Genomic DNA, 15,405 nt, shown 5'->3' with positions numbered 1-15,405 from the left:
ACGAAACACTGGAAACTTCAGGGCTGAAGTGAGTACCAGGCGGAGCATCAGCAAGATCAAGAACCATATCCTGACGAATGGGTAGCTATCCAACGTGCCTTTATAGATAGCCTGTAATTTTGCGGATTGACCACGATCGATGGTCAGTTGCCTTAGTTTTCAAGGCAACTGGTCTTTCGAACGAGATTCTGCACTTGTGCCCAGGTGCGGTCAGGTACACCGCCTGTTGAACACGCGCGGTCCACTTTCCCTCACCGCCATTCAATATGCCGCAACCTCACCCCTCCAACTCCACAATCGCACACCCATACCCCTCAAGCTCCAGCGCCCCCGTCACCCTCTTCTCCCCATCCAGCAAATCCCGCCCGGCCGGCACGCCACCGACCGTCACAGCCTGATCCGTATAATTCTGCACAAACAGCAGCCGCCGCTCGTCATTCATCCGCATCGTCACCTCCACGCCCTCGGGCAGCCCACCGACCAGCGGTTCGATGCCGGCGGGTGCGAACAAGCGTTCGGTCAGCGCCTCGGTCAGGTCGGGCGTGAGATAGGTGCCGAGATAGACGACCTGCCCCTTGCCGAGTTTGCGGGAGGTCGCCATCGGCTGGCCCTCGGCATAGCGGTTGGACCAGGCGGCGATCACCTCGACGTCGGGGTCGATGGCGAGGTTTTCGTAGAAATGGCCGGCCGCCATTTCGCGGTTGCCGATCTTGAAGCGGCGCTGGCGGCGGTTGCTTTCGGCCGGCTTGTTCGGCGGAATGACGAGGCCGCCGGAGCGTTCCATCACGTCGAAGAGCCCGTTGGCGCCGGGGGCGGCGAGACGGCCGAAATCTTCCACGCGCACGCCGGTCAGCTTCGAAAGCGCGGTCCCGGGCGCGGTCTCGCGGATGACGTGATTGTCCTCGTTGCGGGTGCCCGTGCGCGCGCCGATGACGACAGTGCCGCCTGCTTCAGCGAAGGCTTCGAGCTTGCCCGTCCATTCGTCCTTCCACATCACCCAGTGGGGGACATAGAAGAGCTTCAGCTTGGAAAGATCGTCCTCGGGATGGATGAAGCCGCAGGCGATGCCCCTGTCATAGCAGTGCTGATGCAGCAGGATCGCATCGTCCTGCGGGCTCGGCAGGCCGATCGGATAGGTCTTGTGGGCCTCCTGATTGTCGAAATCGGAGCCGGCGATGCCGACATCCATGCGCACATAGGTGCCGAGGATCTTGGGCGCCAGCGCGGTCATCTCGGTCGCGAAGCGCTTGGCCTCCTCATAGCGATGGCGGCCGATATCGTCATGGTCGATGATGCCCATCCAGTAGATCTCGGCGCCGAAATGGGCGGGCCGCCAGCGGAAGAACATTAGGCCATCGGCGCCATGGGCAACCGAGGAGAGCGCCATGCGGCGAAGCTCGCCCGGCTCCGGCGTCAGCGTGCAGAAGCCCGGCTGGCTGCCGAAACCCGACTGCTGCTCGGGCACGATGTAATTGCCGGAGAAGCCTCGGCAGATATCGAGGTGCAGCGCCTGAACCTTGGCGTGATTGCCGAGCCGCTGGAACTCGTCATAGAGCATCGGATAGATGTCGTAGCCGACGAAATCGAGATCGGTCGAGAACTGGCCGCGAAAGTCGATATCCCGCAAGCCGCCGAGATTGTGGAAGACGAACCAGGAGGGTTTGACGGCACGCAGGATCTCCACCTGGTCATGCTGGAAGCGCGCCGTCGAGAAGGCGAGGAAGCGGTGATAATCCTGCAGGTGGCCAGGGCTCGGGAAGGTCGGGCCGAACTCGATCGGCAGCACCACCTGGTCGAAACTGTCATAGGCCGTCGCCCAGAAATCACCGCCCCAGGCCGTATTGAGCTTGGCAATCTCGCCATATTTGCCGGCAAGGAAGGCCTGGAATTCGGTGAGCGTCGCTTGGGAAAAGCTCTCCGGCATGCTGGTGTTCAGCTCGTTATCGGTCTGCCAGCCGACAACAAAGGGATTGTCGCGATAGTGCTCGGCCATCGCCCTGGTGATGCGCTTGCTGTGTTCGCGGAAAACCGGGCTTGCCGTGTCGCAGTGCTGGCGCGAGCCATGGCTCATCGGCCGGCCCTTGCCGTCGACCCTTAGAATTTCAGGGTGTGCCGCCGTCAGCCAGCGCGGAGGGGTCGCCGTCGGCGTGCACATGATCGTGTCGATGCCGTAGCGCCCGAGCATTGATATGGCGCGGTCGAAGAGATCGAAATTGTATGTGCCGAGCTTCGGCTCGAGAATGTGCCAGGCGAATTCGGCCATTCTGACCACGTTGAAGCCGGCTTTCGCCATGCGCTCGGCGTCGCGTTCCCAATAACTTTCGTCGACATGCTCGGGATAGTGCGGCGCACCGACGAGGAAGCGGTCGGTCTTGACGGGGTTCCATGCGGAGAGGGTCTTGTCGGACACGGTGGGTTTCCTGTGATTATCTGTCGAGGATGGTTTTGCGGGCGCTGATCGTGCGTCCGCCGTCGGGCGAGAAAAGATAGAGTTCGCTGGCGTCGAGCTTCAGCGCGACGTTCTGGTCGGCGGCAAAAGGTGCGACATAGCTGAGCTGCACCGTGATGTTGCCGGTGCCGCTCTCCGAGGCGACGGTCCTGAGATTGCCGGCGTCGATATAGAGAATGGTCTCGCGGCCGAGATGCTCTACGAGCCGGACCTGACCGTTGATTGCCCCGCCTTGGCTGCCGTCGGCGACCACCGAGATGTTCTCCGGCCGCACACCCAGCGTCAGGCTGGCGCCTTTCGCCAGCGCTGTCGCCTCCGCCAGTTCCACCGTCACCGGCACAAGGCCGGACGCCGAAACCGTGATATTGCGGCCGGACACCTCGTCGACGGTGACACCGAGGAAATTCATTCTGGGCGCGCCGAGGAAGCCCGCGACAAAGAGGTTGTCGGGGTTGCGGTAGAGCTGCAGCGGCGAGCCGACCTGCTCGATCACCCCCTGGTTCAAGACGACGATCCGGCTTGCCATGGTCATGGCCTCCACTTGGTCGTGGGTGACATAGACCATGGTGGCGCCGAGTTCCGCATGCAGGCTGCTGAGCTCGACACGCATCTGGGTTCTGAGCGCCGCATCGAGGTTCGACAGCGGTTCGTCGAACAGGAAGACGTCGGGGGAGCGAGTGATCGCCCGGCCGATCGCTACGCGCTGCCGCTGTCCGCCGGAAAGCTGCTTCGGCCGCTTCTCCAGCTGGTCGGTGATCCTCAGGATCTGGGCGGCGCGTGCCACCGCCGCCTCGATCTCGGCCTTCGGCCGTTTGGCCATGCGCAGGCCGAAGCCCATGTTCTCCGCTACCGTCATGTGCGGATAGAGCGCGTAGGACTGGAAGACCATGGCGATGCCGCGGTCGCCCGGTTCCTGCTTGGTGACGTCGCGGCCGTTGATCAGGATCTGGCCGGAGGAAATCGCCTCCAGGCCGGCGATCGATTTCAAAAGCGTGGATTTGCCGCAGCCGGAGGGGCCGACCATGACGATGAACTCGCCTTGCGCGACGGAAAGATCGATGCCGCGCAACGCATGATAAGCGCCGTAATTCTTGTTGATCTCACGGAGTTCGAGACTGGTCATGCGTCCTGGCTCTCTGCTGTTGAAACTGGAAAATCGAGGTGCTGGATCATCCCTTCACCGCTCCCATGGTCAGGCCGGCGATGAAGTGCCGCTGCATCAGGAAGAACATGATGACCGGCGGCACGGCGACGACGATCGTGCCGGCCGAAATCAGGTTCCAGGCCGAGACCCATTCGCCACGCAGATTGGCAAGGCCTGCCGTGACCGGCTTGACGCTGTCGCTGACGGTCAGCACCACGGCCCAGAAATAGTCGTTCCAGATGAAGGTGAAGATCAGGATGGCAAGCGCTGCCAGTGCCGGCCGCACCAGCGGGATCGCCACGTGCACGAGCGTCTGGAAGGGAGAGGCGCCTTCGGCGCGGGCCGCCTGGAACAGTTCGTCGGGAAGTGCCGCGATGAAATTGCGCATGAAGAGTGTCGCAAAGCCTGTCTGGAAGGCGACGTGGAAGATGATCAGCGCCGCGGTCGTGTCGATCAGATCGAGCTGCACCATCAGGTCGCGCACCGGGATCATCATGATCTGATGCGGCAGGAAATTGCCGCCGACGAACAGCGCAAAGATCAGCATGTTGCCGGGAAAGCGGTACCGCGACAGCACGTAGCCGGCGAGCGTGCTGAGCGCCAGCACGCCGATCACCGAGGGAACGGTGATGATCAGGCTGTTGAGGAAGTAGCGGGCCATCGGCGTCTGCGTGAAGACATCAGTATAATTGTCGATCACGCCGATGCCGGTCGGCCATCCCCACAGATTGCCGCCCATGACATCCTCGGTCGTGCGGAAGGAGGTCAGGATGATCGCAAACAGCGGGCAGAGCCAGAGCAGCAGCACGATGACGACGGCGATCACATAAAGGCGTCGCTGCCAGACGGCGGCTTCGGGAATAGGACGAGGATACATCAGCCTCCCCTTTCTTCGGTGCGGATGATGCGGCTGAGGTACCAGGCGATGAAGGCGGCCATGATCACGAAGAGCACGGAGGCGATCGCGGCGCCGTAGCCGAAACGATAGGAGAAGATCGACTGCTCGAACATCTGGTAGGCGAGAACCGACGACGAGCCGAACGGACCACCGTTTGTCATCACCGACACCATGTCGAAGGATCTGAGCGCGCCGACGACGGTGACGGCAATGGCGATGAAGGTGACCTGGGTCAGTTGCGGCAGCACGATGTGCCACAGCATGTTCCAGCCCCTCGCCCCGTCGACACGGCCGGCCCCGATCAGCTCTTCGCTGAGATTGTTGAGACCTGCGAGATAAAGCACCATGCAGAAGGTGATCTGCGGCCAGAGTGCTGCAATCACGATGGCGAAGGTGACGAAATGCTCGTCGGAGAGAACCGCCGGCGCCGTCGCTCCAAAGGCCTTGAAGATCAGCGCGAGCAGCCCGAATTCCGGCGTATAGACCCAGGTGAAGACGACGCCGACGGTGACCGAGGCGAGCACCAGCGGGATGAAGAACAGCGATTTCAGAAAGCGCATGCCGCGGATTTTCTGATTGACCAGCAGCGCGATGGCGAGGCCGAGCGGCGGTGCCGCCATGAACATGACAAGCCAGATCAGGTTGTTCTTCAGCGACACGTAGAATTGCGGATCGTCGTAGAGCTCGACGTAATTGCCAAAGCCGATCCACACCATCGGGCCGAAGCCGTCCCAGTCGTGCAGGCTGATCCAAAGGCTCCGGACGGCCGACAGCAGGATGACGGTGAAAAACAGCAATATCGCCGGCGCGATGAGCAAGGTCGGGGTAAGCCACCAACGCTGGCGGCGCCATAATGTCTGCATTTCAGGAGCCTCGTTTACGACAAAAGCAAGCGGCGAACTGCCCCTCATCGGGCTGCGCTGGTCGGGCTGCCCCTCATCCGGCTGCCGCCACCGACCGGGGTCGAGCCACGGGTCTCGACCCGTCCTTCGGACCCACGCTCGCGGGGCGAAGAGACGAAGCCGCAACCTCTCCGCCCGCACACGTCTCGCAGGGCACGTCCCCCTCCCCGTCAAAACGGGGAGAGGGTGAGGGGCAACCATGAACGCCAGGACGAGCGGCCGACGTCAGATCTTGTAAATCCGCTTACGCGTGCCCTCGAGGCGCGTCAGGATCGCCTTGCGCCGTTCGGGTTTGGCCATGAATTCCTGGAAGCCGACGAGGCCGGCCTGCGCCATGTCGGGGTCGCTGTCGCGGTCGTAATATTGCGACGTGCCCTCTACCGTTTTCATCGTCTCGACGGCAATGTTGACCAGCGGGTCCTTGCTGGGCGGCAGGTCGTGGCGCGGCGGCACGTTGCCGCCCGGCTCCAGATAGGCCGCCAGATTCTCAGGCTTGTAGAAATAGGCGAGGAATTCGCGCGCGCCCTGCTTGTTCTTGGCCTTCGCCGGAATATGGATCGAATTGACCGAAAACTCTTCGAAGTGGCCGACCTTGGCGTCGAGCACCGGGAAGGTCGCATAGGAGAGCTGCGGCAGATCGTCGGCGGTGAAGGCCGAGCGCAGGAAGGCGCCCAAGTTCATCATGCCGGCCTTCTTCTGCGCCAGCAGCGCCGCGGCCTCCTGCCAGCCGAAGGACGTGTGGTTGGCCGTGAAGAAGTCCTTTGATATCATCGCTTCCCACTGGTCGAACACGGCCGTCAGCGACGGATCGAGATAGCTCATCTCGCCATTCATCAGCGCCATGTGCTTGTCGAGGCCGTTGATGCGCAGGTTCATCTGATCGAACCAGCCGGCAGCCGGCCACAATTCCTTGGTGCCGATCGCAACCGGCGTAATGCCCACCGCCTTGCACTTGTCGCCATAGGCCATGAATTCCTCGGCGGTCTTCGGCACGGTCAGCCCATGCTGCTCGAACACATCCTTCCGATAGAACATGCCCCAGAGCGTGCCGCCTGTGGGAAGGCCGTACTGCTTGCCGTCTTCGGTAACGGCCCCCGCCGTCGCGCCGAGCACGCCCTTGTACTTCTCTTTCTCGAAAAGATCGGAGATGTCGTCGAACAGGCCGCGCTTGACGAAGGCGCGCATGCGGTTGCCCGAAAACCAGGAGCAGACATCAGGCGCGCCGGCGACGAGATAGTTGCGGATGGCCGTTTTGTGGGCCTCGTGATCCATATTGTTGATGACGACGTTGACGCCGGCTTCCTTGCTGAAGCCCGCGGCGATTGCCTTCAGCGCATCGAGCGCGGCCCCATTGTTTTCGGCCGAGATCATCGTGACCTCTTGGGCCTGCGCGATCGCGGGAATTGGAAAACTGCCGGTGACCGCAGCGGCAGACACGATGCCCGCACCCTTCAGGAAGCTCCTGCGGGTGGCTGACGGAAATTGCTTCGAAAATGCCATTGAATTCCTCCCAGTTGATCGATCGACATCTCCCGACCGCCGCCTCCTCCATGAAACGACCGACCAGGCTTTCAACGCTGCGATCCACCCCGATTCCAGCGATAATCCGCCTGGCTGAGTTGATCCGCGGCCGAACTTATGCATAGATCTTGGCAGCCCGCAATAATTAATTTACAAAATTAAGGAATGCAAAGTGAAGCTCAAAGGCGACCAGACCACGGCGAGAGCCATGAACCGACGCCTCATCCTCAACCTCCTCAGGCGCGAGGGACCGAGGAGTCGCGCCGACATCGCCACCGTCATCGGCTTGAGCCCGGCGGCCGTGACCTTCGTTGTTTCAGACCTGCTGGAGGAAGGCATCGTCGTCGAAGGCAAGACCGTGCCCGGCCTCACCGGCCGCCGACCGATCCCCGTGGATATCAACTACGAACACGCGCTTGCCGTCGGCTTCAAGCTGATGGTGGATTCGGTGGAATGCGTGGCGACCGACCTCGCCACCAACCCCATCGCCGCCATGCGGGTAAACCTCGACGGCCATGAGCCCGAGAAGGTCGCCGACCTGTTGGCGGGTACCGTGCCGGAACTGGTGAAGCTCGCCGGCCGTCCCAACGCCAAGCTCGCCGGCATCGGCATCTCCATGCCGGGCGTCTTCAACCACGAACAGACCGCCTGCGTGCGCAGCCACCGCTTCAGCTGGGACAACGTCCCCCTCGCCTCGCTGGTCGCAAACCGCGTGCATGTCCCGGTCTGGCTGGAAGACGATACCAACGCCTATGCCATCGCCCAGCAACTCTTCGGGCTCGGCCGCCAACATCGCAACATGGCTGTCCTCGCCGTCGGCGTCGGCATCAGCTGCGCGCTCGTCATCGACGGCAAGCTCTATCGCGGCGCAAATGGAGCGGCCGGCAAGTTCGGCCATACCCTCTTCGAAGAGAACGGCCGGCTCTGCGAATGCGGCAAGCGCGGCTGCCTGATGGCCTATCACTCCGAAGCTTCGATGCTAAGGCGCTGGCGGGAAGCAACTGGCCGAGACGAGCTCGATCTGCCAGAACTCTGCAAGGCGCTCACATCAGGCGACCCCACCGCCCTCGCCCTCGTCGCCGATTCCGGCCGCGGCATCGGCACCGCCCTTGCCAATCTCGTCAATATCACCGATCCCGAAGTCATCGTCGCCGGCGGCGAAGCCGTCTCCCTCGGCGATCCTTTCCTGGTGCCGCTGCGCGAGGCGCTGGCCGCCCGAACCTTCAGGACCGCGCCACCGCTTTTGCCCGACTGGGAAGACAATTCCTGGGCAAGGGGTGCCGCCGCCCTGGTGACGCAGAAGATCTTCGACTTTGAATCGTCGGGTGGGGTGACTGATATTGCGACGCTGGGAGGGGTTAGGTTGAAAGCGCCGGGGTCTTCGTCGGCGGCTTGAGCGATGAGCTCATTGCTGCTGGCGGACGTGTGGTTTCGGCAGCTTGCGAGCACCGCGAAGGGATCACTGGGTGGGAAGTTCCCGTGGTCGGTTGCAATTCGCGCTCGCGCGATTAGTTTTTATACCGCGCCACGCTCCCTCGGTGGCAAAGAGAAATGACCGTGAGCAAGCCATGTGCCGAAATATAAAACCACTGTTCAATTTCGATCCGCCAGCGACGGACGAGGAGATTCATGATGCCGCGCTGCAGTTCGTACGCAAGCTGAGCGGAGCGACCAAGCCGTCGAAGCGCAACGAGGTTGCGTTCGAACGCGCGGTCGGTTCGATCGCTGCTTGCGCCCGCGAACTGCTCGATTCACTGGAGACGTCTCAACCGCCTCGCGACCGCGAGGAAGTAGCGGCGAAGGCGCGCGCGAGAACCGCGATCCGCTTCGCGTAAGAAAAATCCCGTCCTCGCAGGAGCGTAGGCCTGCAGATACACTGTCTTACAAAAATGGGGGTTTCCAGACACATCCCTGGTTCAATCATCGACTGAAATACCGATGCGGCCGATGAGCCGAAAATGGTCAATTCAGAAGGATGCAACGATGAAAATGATCCAGGCTATCGCACTCGCCCTTGTTCTCGGCGGCGCAGCAGCAGCACAGGCAGAACAGCCGCTGCAGCGCACTGATCTCATCAGGAACGATATTGACGTGCCCGGCCACGAGGCTATTCAGGTCCGCGTCGATTTTGCTCCCGGCGTTCTCGCCCCCAAGCACTCGCATCCCGGCGAAGAGATCGCATTCGTCATCGAAGGAACATTGGAATACCAGCTCGAAGGCGCAGAGCCGGTGACCCTGAAAGCCGGCCAATCCTTGTTCATTCCATCAGGCGTCGTTCACTCGGCGAAGAACATCGGCAGCGGCAAGGCGTCGGAATTGGCGACCTACGTCGTGCGCAAGGGAGAGACCCTCGTCGTGCCTGCGAAGTGAGACCACATCAGCATTGAACCGCCGGCACGTAAAGCGCTCACGCTCGGACCTTTGGTCCGAGCGCCCGCTAGGTGACGATCTCAGAACTCGTCCCACTGGCCGCTCGCCAGCGCCGCGTTGCCCTGTGTCTGATACGCCTTGGCGACCCTGGCCTTGAGTTCGCGCGCGGGAGACCCCGCATCCGTCGGCTTCGCCGGCGCCGGCCTTGGGGGAGCGGCAGATGCGGACCTCTTGCCGATATGGAATTGGCTGAGCAGTTCCGCGATCCGTCCGATCTCCCGGACAAGAGCATGGCTTGCGGCCGTGGATTCCTCCACCATGGCGGCATTTTGCTGCGTGCCCTGATCCATGGCATTGACGGCCATGTTGATCTCGGCAAGCGCGGTCGCCTGTTCGCGCGCCGCCTCGACGATCGAGCCGATATGATGGTCGATCTCCTTGACCTCATCGACGATGACAGCCAGCGCTTCTCCCGTTTCCCCGACCAGCGAAACGCCTGTCTTGACCTGCTCGCCGGAGGTATTGATCAATTCCTTGATCTCTTTTGCCGCCTTGGCCGAACGCTGGGCCAGCTCGCGGACTTCCTGGGCGACGACGGCAAATCCCTTGCCGGCCTCACCGGCGCGCGCGGCCTCGACGCCGGCGTTCAGCGCCAGCAGGTTCGTCTGGAAAGCAATCTCGTCGATCACGCCGATGATGCTGGAAATCTCACGCGATGAACTGTCAATCGCGCCCATCGCGGTAACCGCCCGTTGGACGATCTGGCCGGATTTTTCCGCACCGGCGCGCGCCTTTGAAACCAGCTGCCCCGCCTCTTCCGCGCGCCTGCTGGAATCCTTGACGGTCGTGGTGATCTCTTCGAGCGCAGCCGCAGTCTCCTCGATGGAAGCGGCCTGTTGCTCGGTGCGCTTGGCAAGCGCGTCGGCGGCGGAGCGAATCTCCTGCGATCCGGCATGGATCTGCGACGCGGCGGAATCGATCTCGCTGATCGTGCTCGTCAATTGATCCAGCGCGTGGTTGAAATCGTCACGCAGTTGGTGATAGGCGGCGGGCAGGTCATCGGTGATGCGATAGCTGACATCCTTGGCGACGATGGCGGACATCGCCTTGCCGAAACAGTCACTCACAAGCTTCTGCTCGCTCGCAATCGCTTCCGCCTGAGCCTTCTGCTTGGCGATTTCCGCTTCGTCGATATAGACCGAAATGGCCAGATCCATATCGAGCATCACGGCCTTGACCAGACTTGCCAACGCCTTTGCGAAGTCCGCCGGCTTCATGGTTTTCTTGGAAAACATTCCGCCTTTTGGAAACATCTCCTCGACAGCGCTCTTGATCAGGTGGTCGACAAGGATGGCGTAGCCGCCGATATACCATCTGGGTTCCAAGCCGATACGCGCGTGAACGGTGCCGATGGTACGGACCTTGGCGACGTAGTCCTCATTGAAGTTGCCATCGGATATATTCGCCCAATGCCCCACCTGGGCGCCCTTGGCTCTGGCAATATGCTCATCCGACGAAAAGAAGCGCTTGACCTCGGGGCTGTTGCGCAACTGCGCATAGAATTTGTCGAGACCATGCGGCAATTCCCGCTCGATCAGCGCTTTCAGCGAACGGATCCCGGCACGCCCTTGCTGGTCGAGCCCCATGAATTCGAGGCGACGTTCGATATTCCGGTTTTGCGACCCGGCATCGACCTGTCCGGGTGTCGGGTGCCCATGAGCCTGATGACCAGTGGGGGCATGGGAATAGTTCGACATTGGCACCTCTTAGAGACAGAACTTCGGTAACCGATGTGGCGCGGGAATCCGTCTCCGAAACCCGTATTCATAGCAGCTTGTCGTGCAGACCCCGCCCATCGGACAACCGCGAATTGACGGCCGGCATGGTTTGCAAAGAGTAAATTCCCTTGATAAAACACAATTATTCAACGCCCTTTGGATACACGCGCGGATTTTGGATGTTCTTGCGCAAAGCCGGCATTATCGAGAGGAACGGGGACCGACGGTCCGCACAGACTGTGGATGCCAAGCCTTTCAATGATACCCGTTCGCCTCGGCCAGCCGCAGCAGCGCGTCATTTTCGTCTGCGACGCCTTCCGTCAGGCGGGCAGCGGCAATCACGGGAAGCCAGGCCAGGATGGCACCGACCTCCACCTCGGCCACGGTGGACGAAAACAGGTGAGCGAAATTGTCGAAACACGCATAGGACGAACGGATCGCTGATGCCTGTTATCGAGAACTTGTCGGGCCACGACGGAGGGTATTCAGTCCGAAGCTCCAACTACGAGGGGAACGTCGGCCATGAAGACCGCCATCATATTCGACTGTGAATTTCTTTGCCTCGAAGGCTCGCAGCGCAGATTTTGGTGCGCGGCCCACGATCCCGATCCTGTCATTGCGCAGATCGGAGCCGTCAAGCTCGGACTCGAAGGCGAGTTTCCGATCCTTGGCACGTACAAGTCCTACGTCCGGCCCGTCGACCGCTTCGGCAAGCGGTATCCGCTCGATCCATACTTCACCCATCTGACCGGCATCACCGAAGAGGATATCGACGCCCATGGCGTGGCGCTGGAGGATGCGCTTTCCGGTGTCGACAGCTTCTCGGGCGGCGCCCGGTTCTGGTCCTGGGGTAAGGATGAGATGAACATGGTGGCCATCAGCTGCTATGTCGCAGGCATCCAGCCTTCCATCCCGGCCCGCCGGTTCGACAACGCCGTCAAGCTTCTCATCGCAGCGGGCATGCCGATCGAGGATTTGGCAAAGACGCCCAGCAACAAGCTGGCCGACTACTACAACGTCGACCATCCTGCCTTGCAGGCGCATGACGGGCTCGACGACGCTCTGTCGCTATCGTACACGCTGCAGCATCTGATGAAGATCCGGAAATTGCAGCCCGAGGTTTTCGATCGGCTCTGAAGGCACGAGACACCAAGGGCTTGAAGCAGCGCCCGGCCAAACGGCGGGCACTGCTTTCTTAGGGCGGGCAGCTTATTGCTGCTGTTGCGCTGGCGCTGCCGGCGGCGGCGTACCGATCTTTTCCAGAACCTTCTTGGCCAGGGCCGGGTCGCTCTGCGCGGCGGTCAGGATCGAGGAATATTCCTCGACGGAGATGCCGTTGGAGGCTTCGACGGTATCGACCATCTGCTTCTTGGCTTCATCCTGTAGCTTTTGCTTGGCAGCCTCGTCCTTCGTCGCGCCGATCTTGGCCGAATATTCCTGGCGGACCTTGTCGACCTGCAGATAAGCAACGGCAAAGGCCTCGATTTTCTTATCGCTGACGGGTGCGGCCGCGCCGTTGCCACCGGTCTGTCCCTGCATCGGCGCCTGGCCTTGTGCCGGCGGCTGCTGTTGCGCCTGGGCCATATCAACAGCGAATGCCGGGCTGAAAGCAAGCAGGCTGAAGACCGCAGCGGTCATCGTTGCGACGGGTGTGTAACGAGTGATCATATTCGTTCCTTTTCACGTGCATGATTTGAGCGGCAGCAGAACCGGCTCGGTCGATCGCTCAGCCGTTGGGGCTGGCGAGGTCGCGACGATGGAACCTTTAAGAGGGCACGGTGCGGCGGCAACGGGGCGATTTGCTGACGATTGAGCGGCGGCTTTGTGACCGTCGACATGTCGGCTGGTGGTCACCGCACCGTCACTTCCAACCACTTGCCGTGACCGGAGCAACCGCTACCGCGCAAACCTGCGGGCGCCGGCCACGCACAGAATGACGGCGACCGTGACGGCGAGCATGGCCCAGGTCACGGGCTCGTGCAGCAGGGTGGCAGCAAGCGCCAGGCCGAAAAACGGCTGGAGCAGCTGCAGCTGGCCGACGGCGGCAATGCCGCCCTGCGACAGGCCGCGATACCAGAAGATGAAGCCGATCAGCATGGAAAACAGCGAGACATAGGCAAGACCCAGCAGCGCCGGCGTTTCAATGCCGGAAAAGCTTGCCGGCCGATGCAAAAGCGCGACCGCGACCATCACCGGCAGCGACAGCACCAGCGCCCAGGAAATCACCTGCCAGCCGCCGAGCGTGCGCGAAAGCCTGCCGCCTTCGGCATAGCCGAGGCCGCAGACGATGATCGCCGCCAGCATCAATAGGTCACCGATCGGTGACGCAGTCAGCCCTTGCGCCAGCGCGAAGCCCGCCACCAGCGCGCTGCCCAGGATGGAAAACAGCCAGAATGCCGGCTTCGGGCGTTCTCCGCCGCGGATCACGCCGAAGATCGCCGTCGCCAGCGGCAGCAGGCCGACGAAAACGATCGAATGAGCTGATGTGACGTGCTGCAGCGCCAGCGCCGTCAGCAAGGGAAAGCCGACCACGACGCCGAGCGCGACGACAGCAAGGGAGAGGGTATCGCGCCCGCTCGGCCGTTTCTCTCTGAAAGCGATCAGCAGGCCGAGGGCGAGAATGCCGGCGATCGCCGCGCGCGCCACGGTGAGAAAGACGGGATCGAACTGCATCACCGCCACGCGCGTCGCCGGCAGCGATCCGCTGAAGATCACCACCCCGATAAAACCATTGATCCATCCCGATGCCATGCGGTCCATGATGCGCTGCACTCCTTCTTTTCCCAGCTCTTATCGGCCAACGGCGATGGTCATGACAGTAACAGTCTGATACGATTTCGTGAAACTGTAATGATGCAGAAAGCAATACAGATGAATGAAGGACGCACACGCGTAGAGATGGTCGTCGCGACGATCAGGCAACGCATTGCCGGGCGCAGCCTGACGCCGGGCGCAAGACTGCCGTCCGTCCGGGGGCTGGCGGCGACGTTGAAGCTGTCGACATCGACGGTCGTCGACGCCTATGAGCGGTTGGTCGCCGAAGGCGCGATCCTGGCAAGACCGGGTTCGGGGTTCTATGTCGCCAACCAGGCAGCCCCGTTTGCGCTTGCGCAGAGCGGACCGAAGCTCGACCGCGCCGTCGATCCGTTCTGGATATCGCGGCAATCGCTGGAGGCTGATGAAACAGACCTGAAGCCCGGCTGCGGCTGGCTGCCACCCTCCTGGCTGCCGGGGGAAGGGATGCGCCGCGGGCTGAGGACGCTTGCCCGCGCCGACGGGCCGGCCCTCGCCGACTACGGCTCGCCGCTCGGCTTGCCGCAACTGCGCCAGCTGATTTCGCGGCGCATGGGTGAACGGGGGATCGAAGCCTCCCCTGAGCAAATCATGCTGGCAGATTCCGGCACGCAGGCAATCGATCTGCTCTGCCGTTTCCTGCTGGAACCCGGCGACACGGTGCTGGTCGACGATCCCTGCTATTTCAACTTCCATGCGCTGCTGCGCGCCCATAGGGCAAAGATCGTCGGCGTCCCCTATACCCCGTCCGGTCCCGATATCGAACTGTTCGCGCAAGTCGTCGCCGAAAAGCGGCCGCGGCTCTACATCACCAACTCCGCCATCCACAATCCCACAGGCGCAACGCTTTCCCCCGTGACGGCCCACCGGCTTCTAAAACTCGCCGAGCAGTTCGATCTGACCATCATCGAGGACGATATCTTCGCCGATTTCGAATATTCGCCGGCGCCCCGCCTTGCCGCCTTCGACGGGCTCGAGCGGGTCATTCACATCGGCAGCTTCTCGAAGACCCTGTCGGCCTCGGCCCGCTGCGGTTTCGTCGTGGCAAAACCGGAATGGATCGACGGACTGACAGATCTCAAGATCGCCACCTCCTTCGGCGGCGGCCGGCTGACGGCGGAACTGGTGCTGAACGTCCTGAGCGACGGCAGCTATCGCAAACACATGGAGACGCTGAGACACCGGCTCTCTCGGGCGATGAGCGAGGTCTCGGCCAGACTGAAGGGCTTAGGGATAACGCCGTGGCTGGAGCCACAGGCCGGGATGTTCCTCTGGTGCCAGCTGCCCGAGGGCATCGATGCGGCCGATGTGGCGCGCGCTGCACTGGAAAGGAGGATCGTTTTGGCTCCCGGAAACGCATTCAGCCTGTCGCAATCGGCGACCAATTTCATGCGCTTCAACGTGTCTCAAACACTCGATGCGCGGGTGTTCGAGGTGTTGGGCGATGCACTGGCAGGACGAGGACAATGGAGGTCGGAGGCACAGGCTCAAGCGCCTTCTTCTCACTGCGTCCAGGCCCTCTCATGAGGGCGGCACCCCCAACGCTTCCG

13 protein-coding genes are annotated in these 15,405 nt (G+C 62.0%); 5 read left to right on the top strand and 8 right to left on the bottom strand.

The window, feature by feature from the left end; all coding sequences use genetic code 11:
* Positions 1-277 precede the first annotated feature (277 nt).
* The 5 genes from FHT69_RS03895 to FHT69_RS03875 form a co-directional block, all read right to left on the bottom strand.
* Positions 278-2,410 carry a beta-galactosidase gene (locus tag FHT69_RS03895; protein ID WP_063475188.1) on the bottom strand — a complete coding sequence of 711 codons (2,133 nt, stop codon included), beginning with the start codon at positions 2,408-2,410 and terminating at the stop codon, positions 278-280.
* Between the two features lie 16 nt (positions 2,411-2,426).
* Positions 2,427-3,572, bottom strand: coding sequence for an ABC transporter ATP-binding protein (locus FHT69_RS03890; RefSeq protein ID WP_097622368.1), 1,146 nt, complete (start codon positions 3,570-3,572; stop codon positions 2,427-2,429).
* Positions 3,573-3,618: 46 nt separating this feature from the next.
* Positions 3,619-4,470, bottom strand: coding sequence for a carbohydrate ABC transporter permease (locus FHT69_RS03885; RefSeq protein WP_063475190.1), 852 nt, complete (start codon positions 4,468-4,470; stop codon positions 3,619-3,621).
* Entirely contained in the window at positions 4,470-5,354 is an 885-nt protein-coding gene (locus FHT69_RS03880; protein ID WP_028756796.1) for a carbohydrate ABC transporter permease, read from the bottom strand. The genes FHT69_RS03885 and FHT69_RS03880 overlap by 1 nt, the downstream gene beginning before the upstream one ends.
* Before the next feature lie 264 nt (positions 5,355-5,618).
* Positions 5,619-6,893: an ABC transporter substrate-binding protein gene (locus FHT69_RS03875; protein WP_063475191.1), complete on the bottom strand. Its 1,275-nt coding sequence runs from the start codon at positions 6,891-6,893 to the stop codon at positions 5,619-5,621.
* A 193-nt stretch (positions 6,894-7,086) separates the two neighbouring features.
* Between FHT69_RS03875 and FHT69_RS03870 the strand changes: the two genes are divergently transcribed.
* From FHT69_RS03870 to FHT69_RS03860, 3 genes are all read left to right on the top strand, one after another.
* On the top strand, positions 7,087-8,310 hold the full coding sequence (locus tag FHT69_RS03870; RefSeq protein WP_028758222.1) for an ROK family transcriptional regulator: 1,224 nt from the start codon (positions 7,087-7,089) through the stop codon (positions 8,308-8,310).
* A 172-nt stretch (positions 8,311-8,482) separates the two neighbouring features.
* Complete coding sequence (locus FHT69_RS03865; protein ID WP_028756799.1) at positions 8,483-8,749, top strand: DUF2277 domain-containing protein; 267 nt, start codon at positions 8,483-8,485, stop codon at positions 8,747-8,749.
* Between the two features lie 148 nt (positions 8,750-8,897).
* The gene (locus tag FHT69_RS03860; RefSeq protein ID WP_063475218.1) at positions 8,898-9,284 is read left to right on the top strand and encodes a cupin domain-containing protein; all 387 of its coding nucleotides are present in this window, start codon (positions 8,898-8,900) and stop codon (positions 9,282-9,284) included.
* An 80-nt stretch (positions 9,285-9,364) separates the two neighbouring features.
* On the opposite strand, the gene FHT69_RS03855 is transcribed toward FHT69_RS03860, so the two are convergent.
* Positions 9,365-11,041 carry a globin-coupled sensor protein gene (locus FHT69_RS03855; protein WP_183904933.1) on the bottom strand — a complete coding sequence of 559 codons (1,677 nt, stop codon included), beginning with the start codon at positions 11,039-11,041 and terminating at the stop codon, positions 9,365-9,367.
* A 543-nt stretch (positions 11,042-11,584) separates the two neighbouring features.
* On the opposite strand from FHT69_RS03855, the gene FHT69_RS03850 reads away from it, so the two are divergent.
* Positions 11,585-12,199 carry a 3'-5' exonuclease gene (locus tag FHT69_RS03850; protein WP_028756802.1) on the top strand — a complete coding sequence of 205 codons (615 nt, stop codon included), beginning with the start codon at positions 11,585-11,587 and terminating at the stop codon, positions 12,197-12,199.
* Positions 12,200-12,271: 72 nt separating this feature from the next.
* Here the strand turns inward: FHT69_RS03850 and FHT69_RS03845 are convergent, their stop codons facing one another.
* Both FHT69_RS03845 and FHT69_RS03840 read right to left on the bottom strand, forming a co-directional pair.
* The gene (locus tag FHT69_RS03845) at positions 12,272-12,730 is read right to left on the bottom strand and encodes a DUF4168 domain-containing protein (protein ID WP_063475193.1); all 459 of its coding nucleotides are present in this window, start codon (positions 12,728-12,730) and stop codon (positions 12,272-12,274) included.
* A gap of 228 nt (positions 12,731-12,958) precedes the next feature.
* Entirely contained in the window at positions 12,959-13,822 is an 864-nt protein-coding gene (locus FHT69_RS03840; RefSeq protein WP_028758216.1) for a DMT family transporter, read from the bottom strand.
* A 90-nt stretch (positions 13,823-13,912) separates the two neighbouring features.
* On the opposite strand from FHT69_RS03840, the gene FHT69_RS03835 reads away from it, so the two are divergent.
* Positions 13,913-15,382 carry a PLP-dependent aminotransferase family protein gene (locus tag FHT69_RS03835; protein ID WP_245294582.1) on the top strand — a complete coding sequence of 490 codons (1,470 nt, stop codon included), beginning with the start codon at positions 13,913-13,915 and terminating at the stop codon, positions 15,380-15,382.
* Positions 15,383-15,405: the final 23 nt, after the last annotated feature.

The organism is Rhizobium sp. BK008 (assembly GCF_014197345.1).
In the GTDB taxonomy this organism is placed as follows: domain Bacteria; phylum Pseudomonadota; class Alphaproteobacteria; order Rhizobiales; family Rhizobiaceae; genus Rhizobium; species Rhizobium anhuiense.
Note: the sequence above shows the minus strand (reverse complement) of the source record. Positions and strands in the feature narration are given on the sequence as shown.

Bases quoted from the DNA above. Each gene is read 5' to 3' on its own strand.
- FHT69_RS03890 (WP_097622368.1), bottom strand. From the start codon at position 3,572: ATGACCAGTCTCGAACTCCGTGAGATCAACAAGAATTACGGCGCTTAT.
- FHT69_RS03855 (WP_183904933.1), bottom strand. From the start codon at position 11,041: ATGTCGAACTATTCCCATGCCCCCACTGGTCATCAGGCTCATGGGCAC.
- FHT69_RS03860 (WP_063475218.1), top strand. From the start codon at position 8,898: ATGAAAATGATCCAGGCTATCGCACTCGCCCTTGTTCTCGGCGGCGCA.
- FHT69_RS03850 (WP_028756802.1), top strand. From the start codon at position 11,585: ATGAAGACCGCCATCATATTCGACTGTGAATTTCTTTGCCTCGAAGGC.
- FHT69_RS03835 (WP_245294582.1), top strand. From the start codon at position 13,913: ATGATGCAGAAAGCAATACAGATGAATGAAGGACGCACACGCGTAGAG.
- FHT69_RS03880 (WP_028756796.1), bottom strand. From the start codon at position 5,354: ATGCAGACATTATGGCGCCGCCAGCGTTGGTGGCTTACCCCGACCTTG.
- FHT69_RS03875 (WP_063475191.1), bottom strand. From the start codon at position 6,893: ATGGCATTTTCGAAGCAATTTCCGTCAGCCACCCGCAGGAGCTTCCTG.
- FHT69_RS03865 (WP_028756799.1), top strand. From the start codon at position 8,483: ATGTGCCGAAATATAAAACCACTGTTCAATTTCGATCCGCCAGCGACG.
- FHT69_RS03845 (WP_063475193.1), bottom strand. From the start codon at position 12,730: ATGATCACTCGTTACACACCCGTCGCAACGATGACCGCTGCGGTCTTC.
- FHT69_RS03840 (WP_028758216.1), bottom strand. From the start codon at position 13,822: ATGGACCGCATGGCATCGGGATGGATCAATGGTTTTATCGGGGTGGTG.
- FHT69_RS03885 (WP_063475190.1), bottom strand. From the start codon at position 4,470: ATGTATCCTCGTCCTATTCCCGAAGCCGCCGTCTGGCAGCGACGCCTT.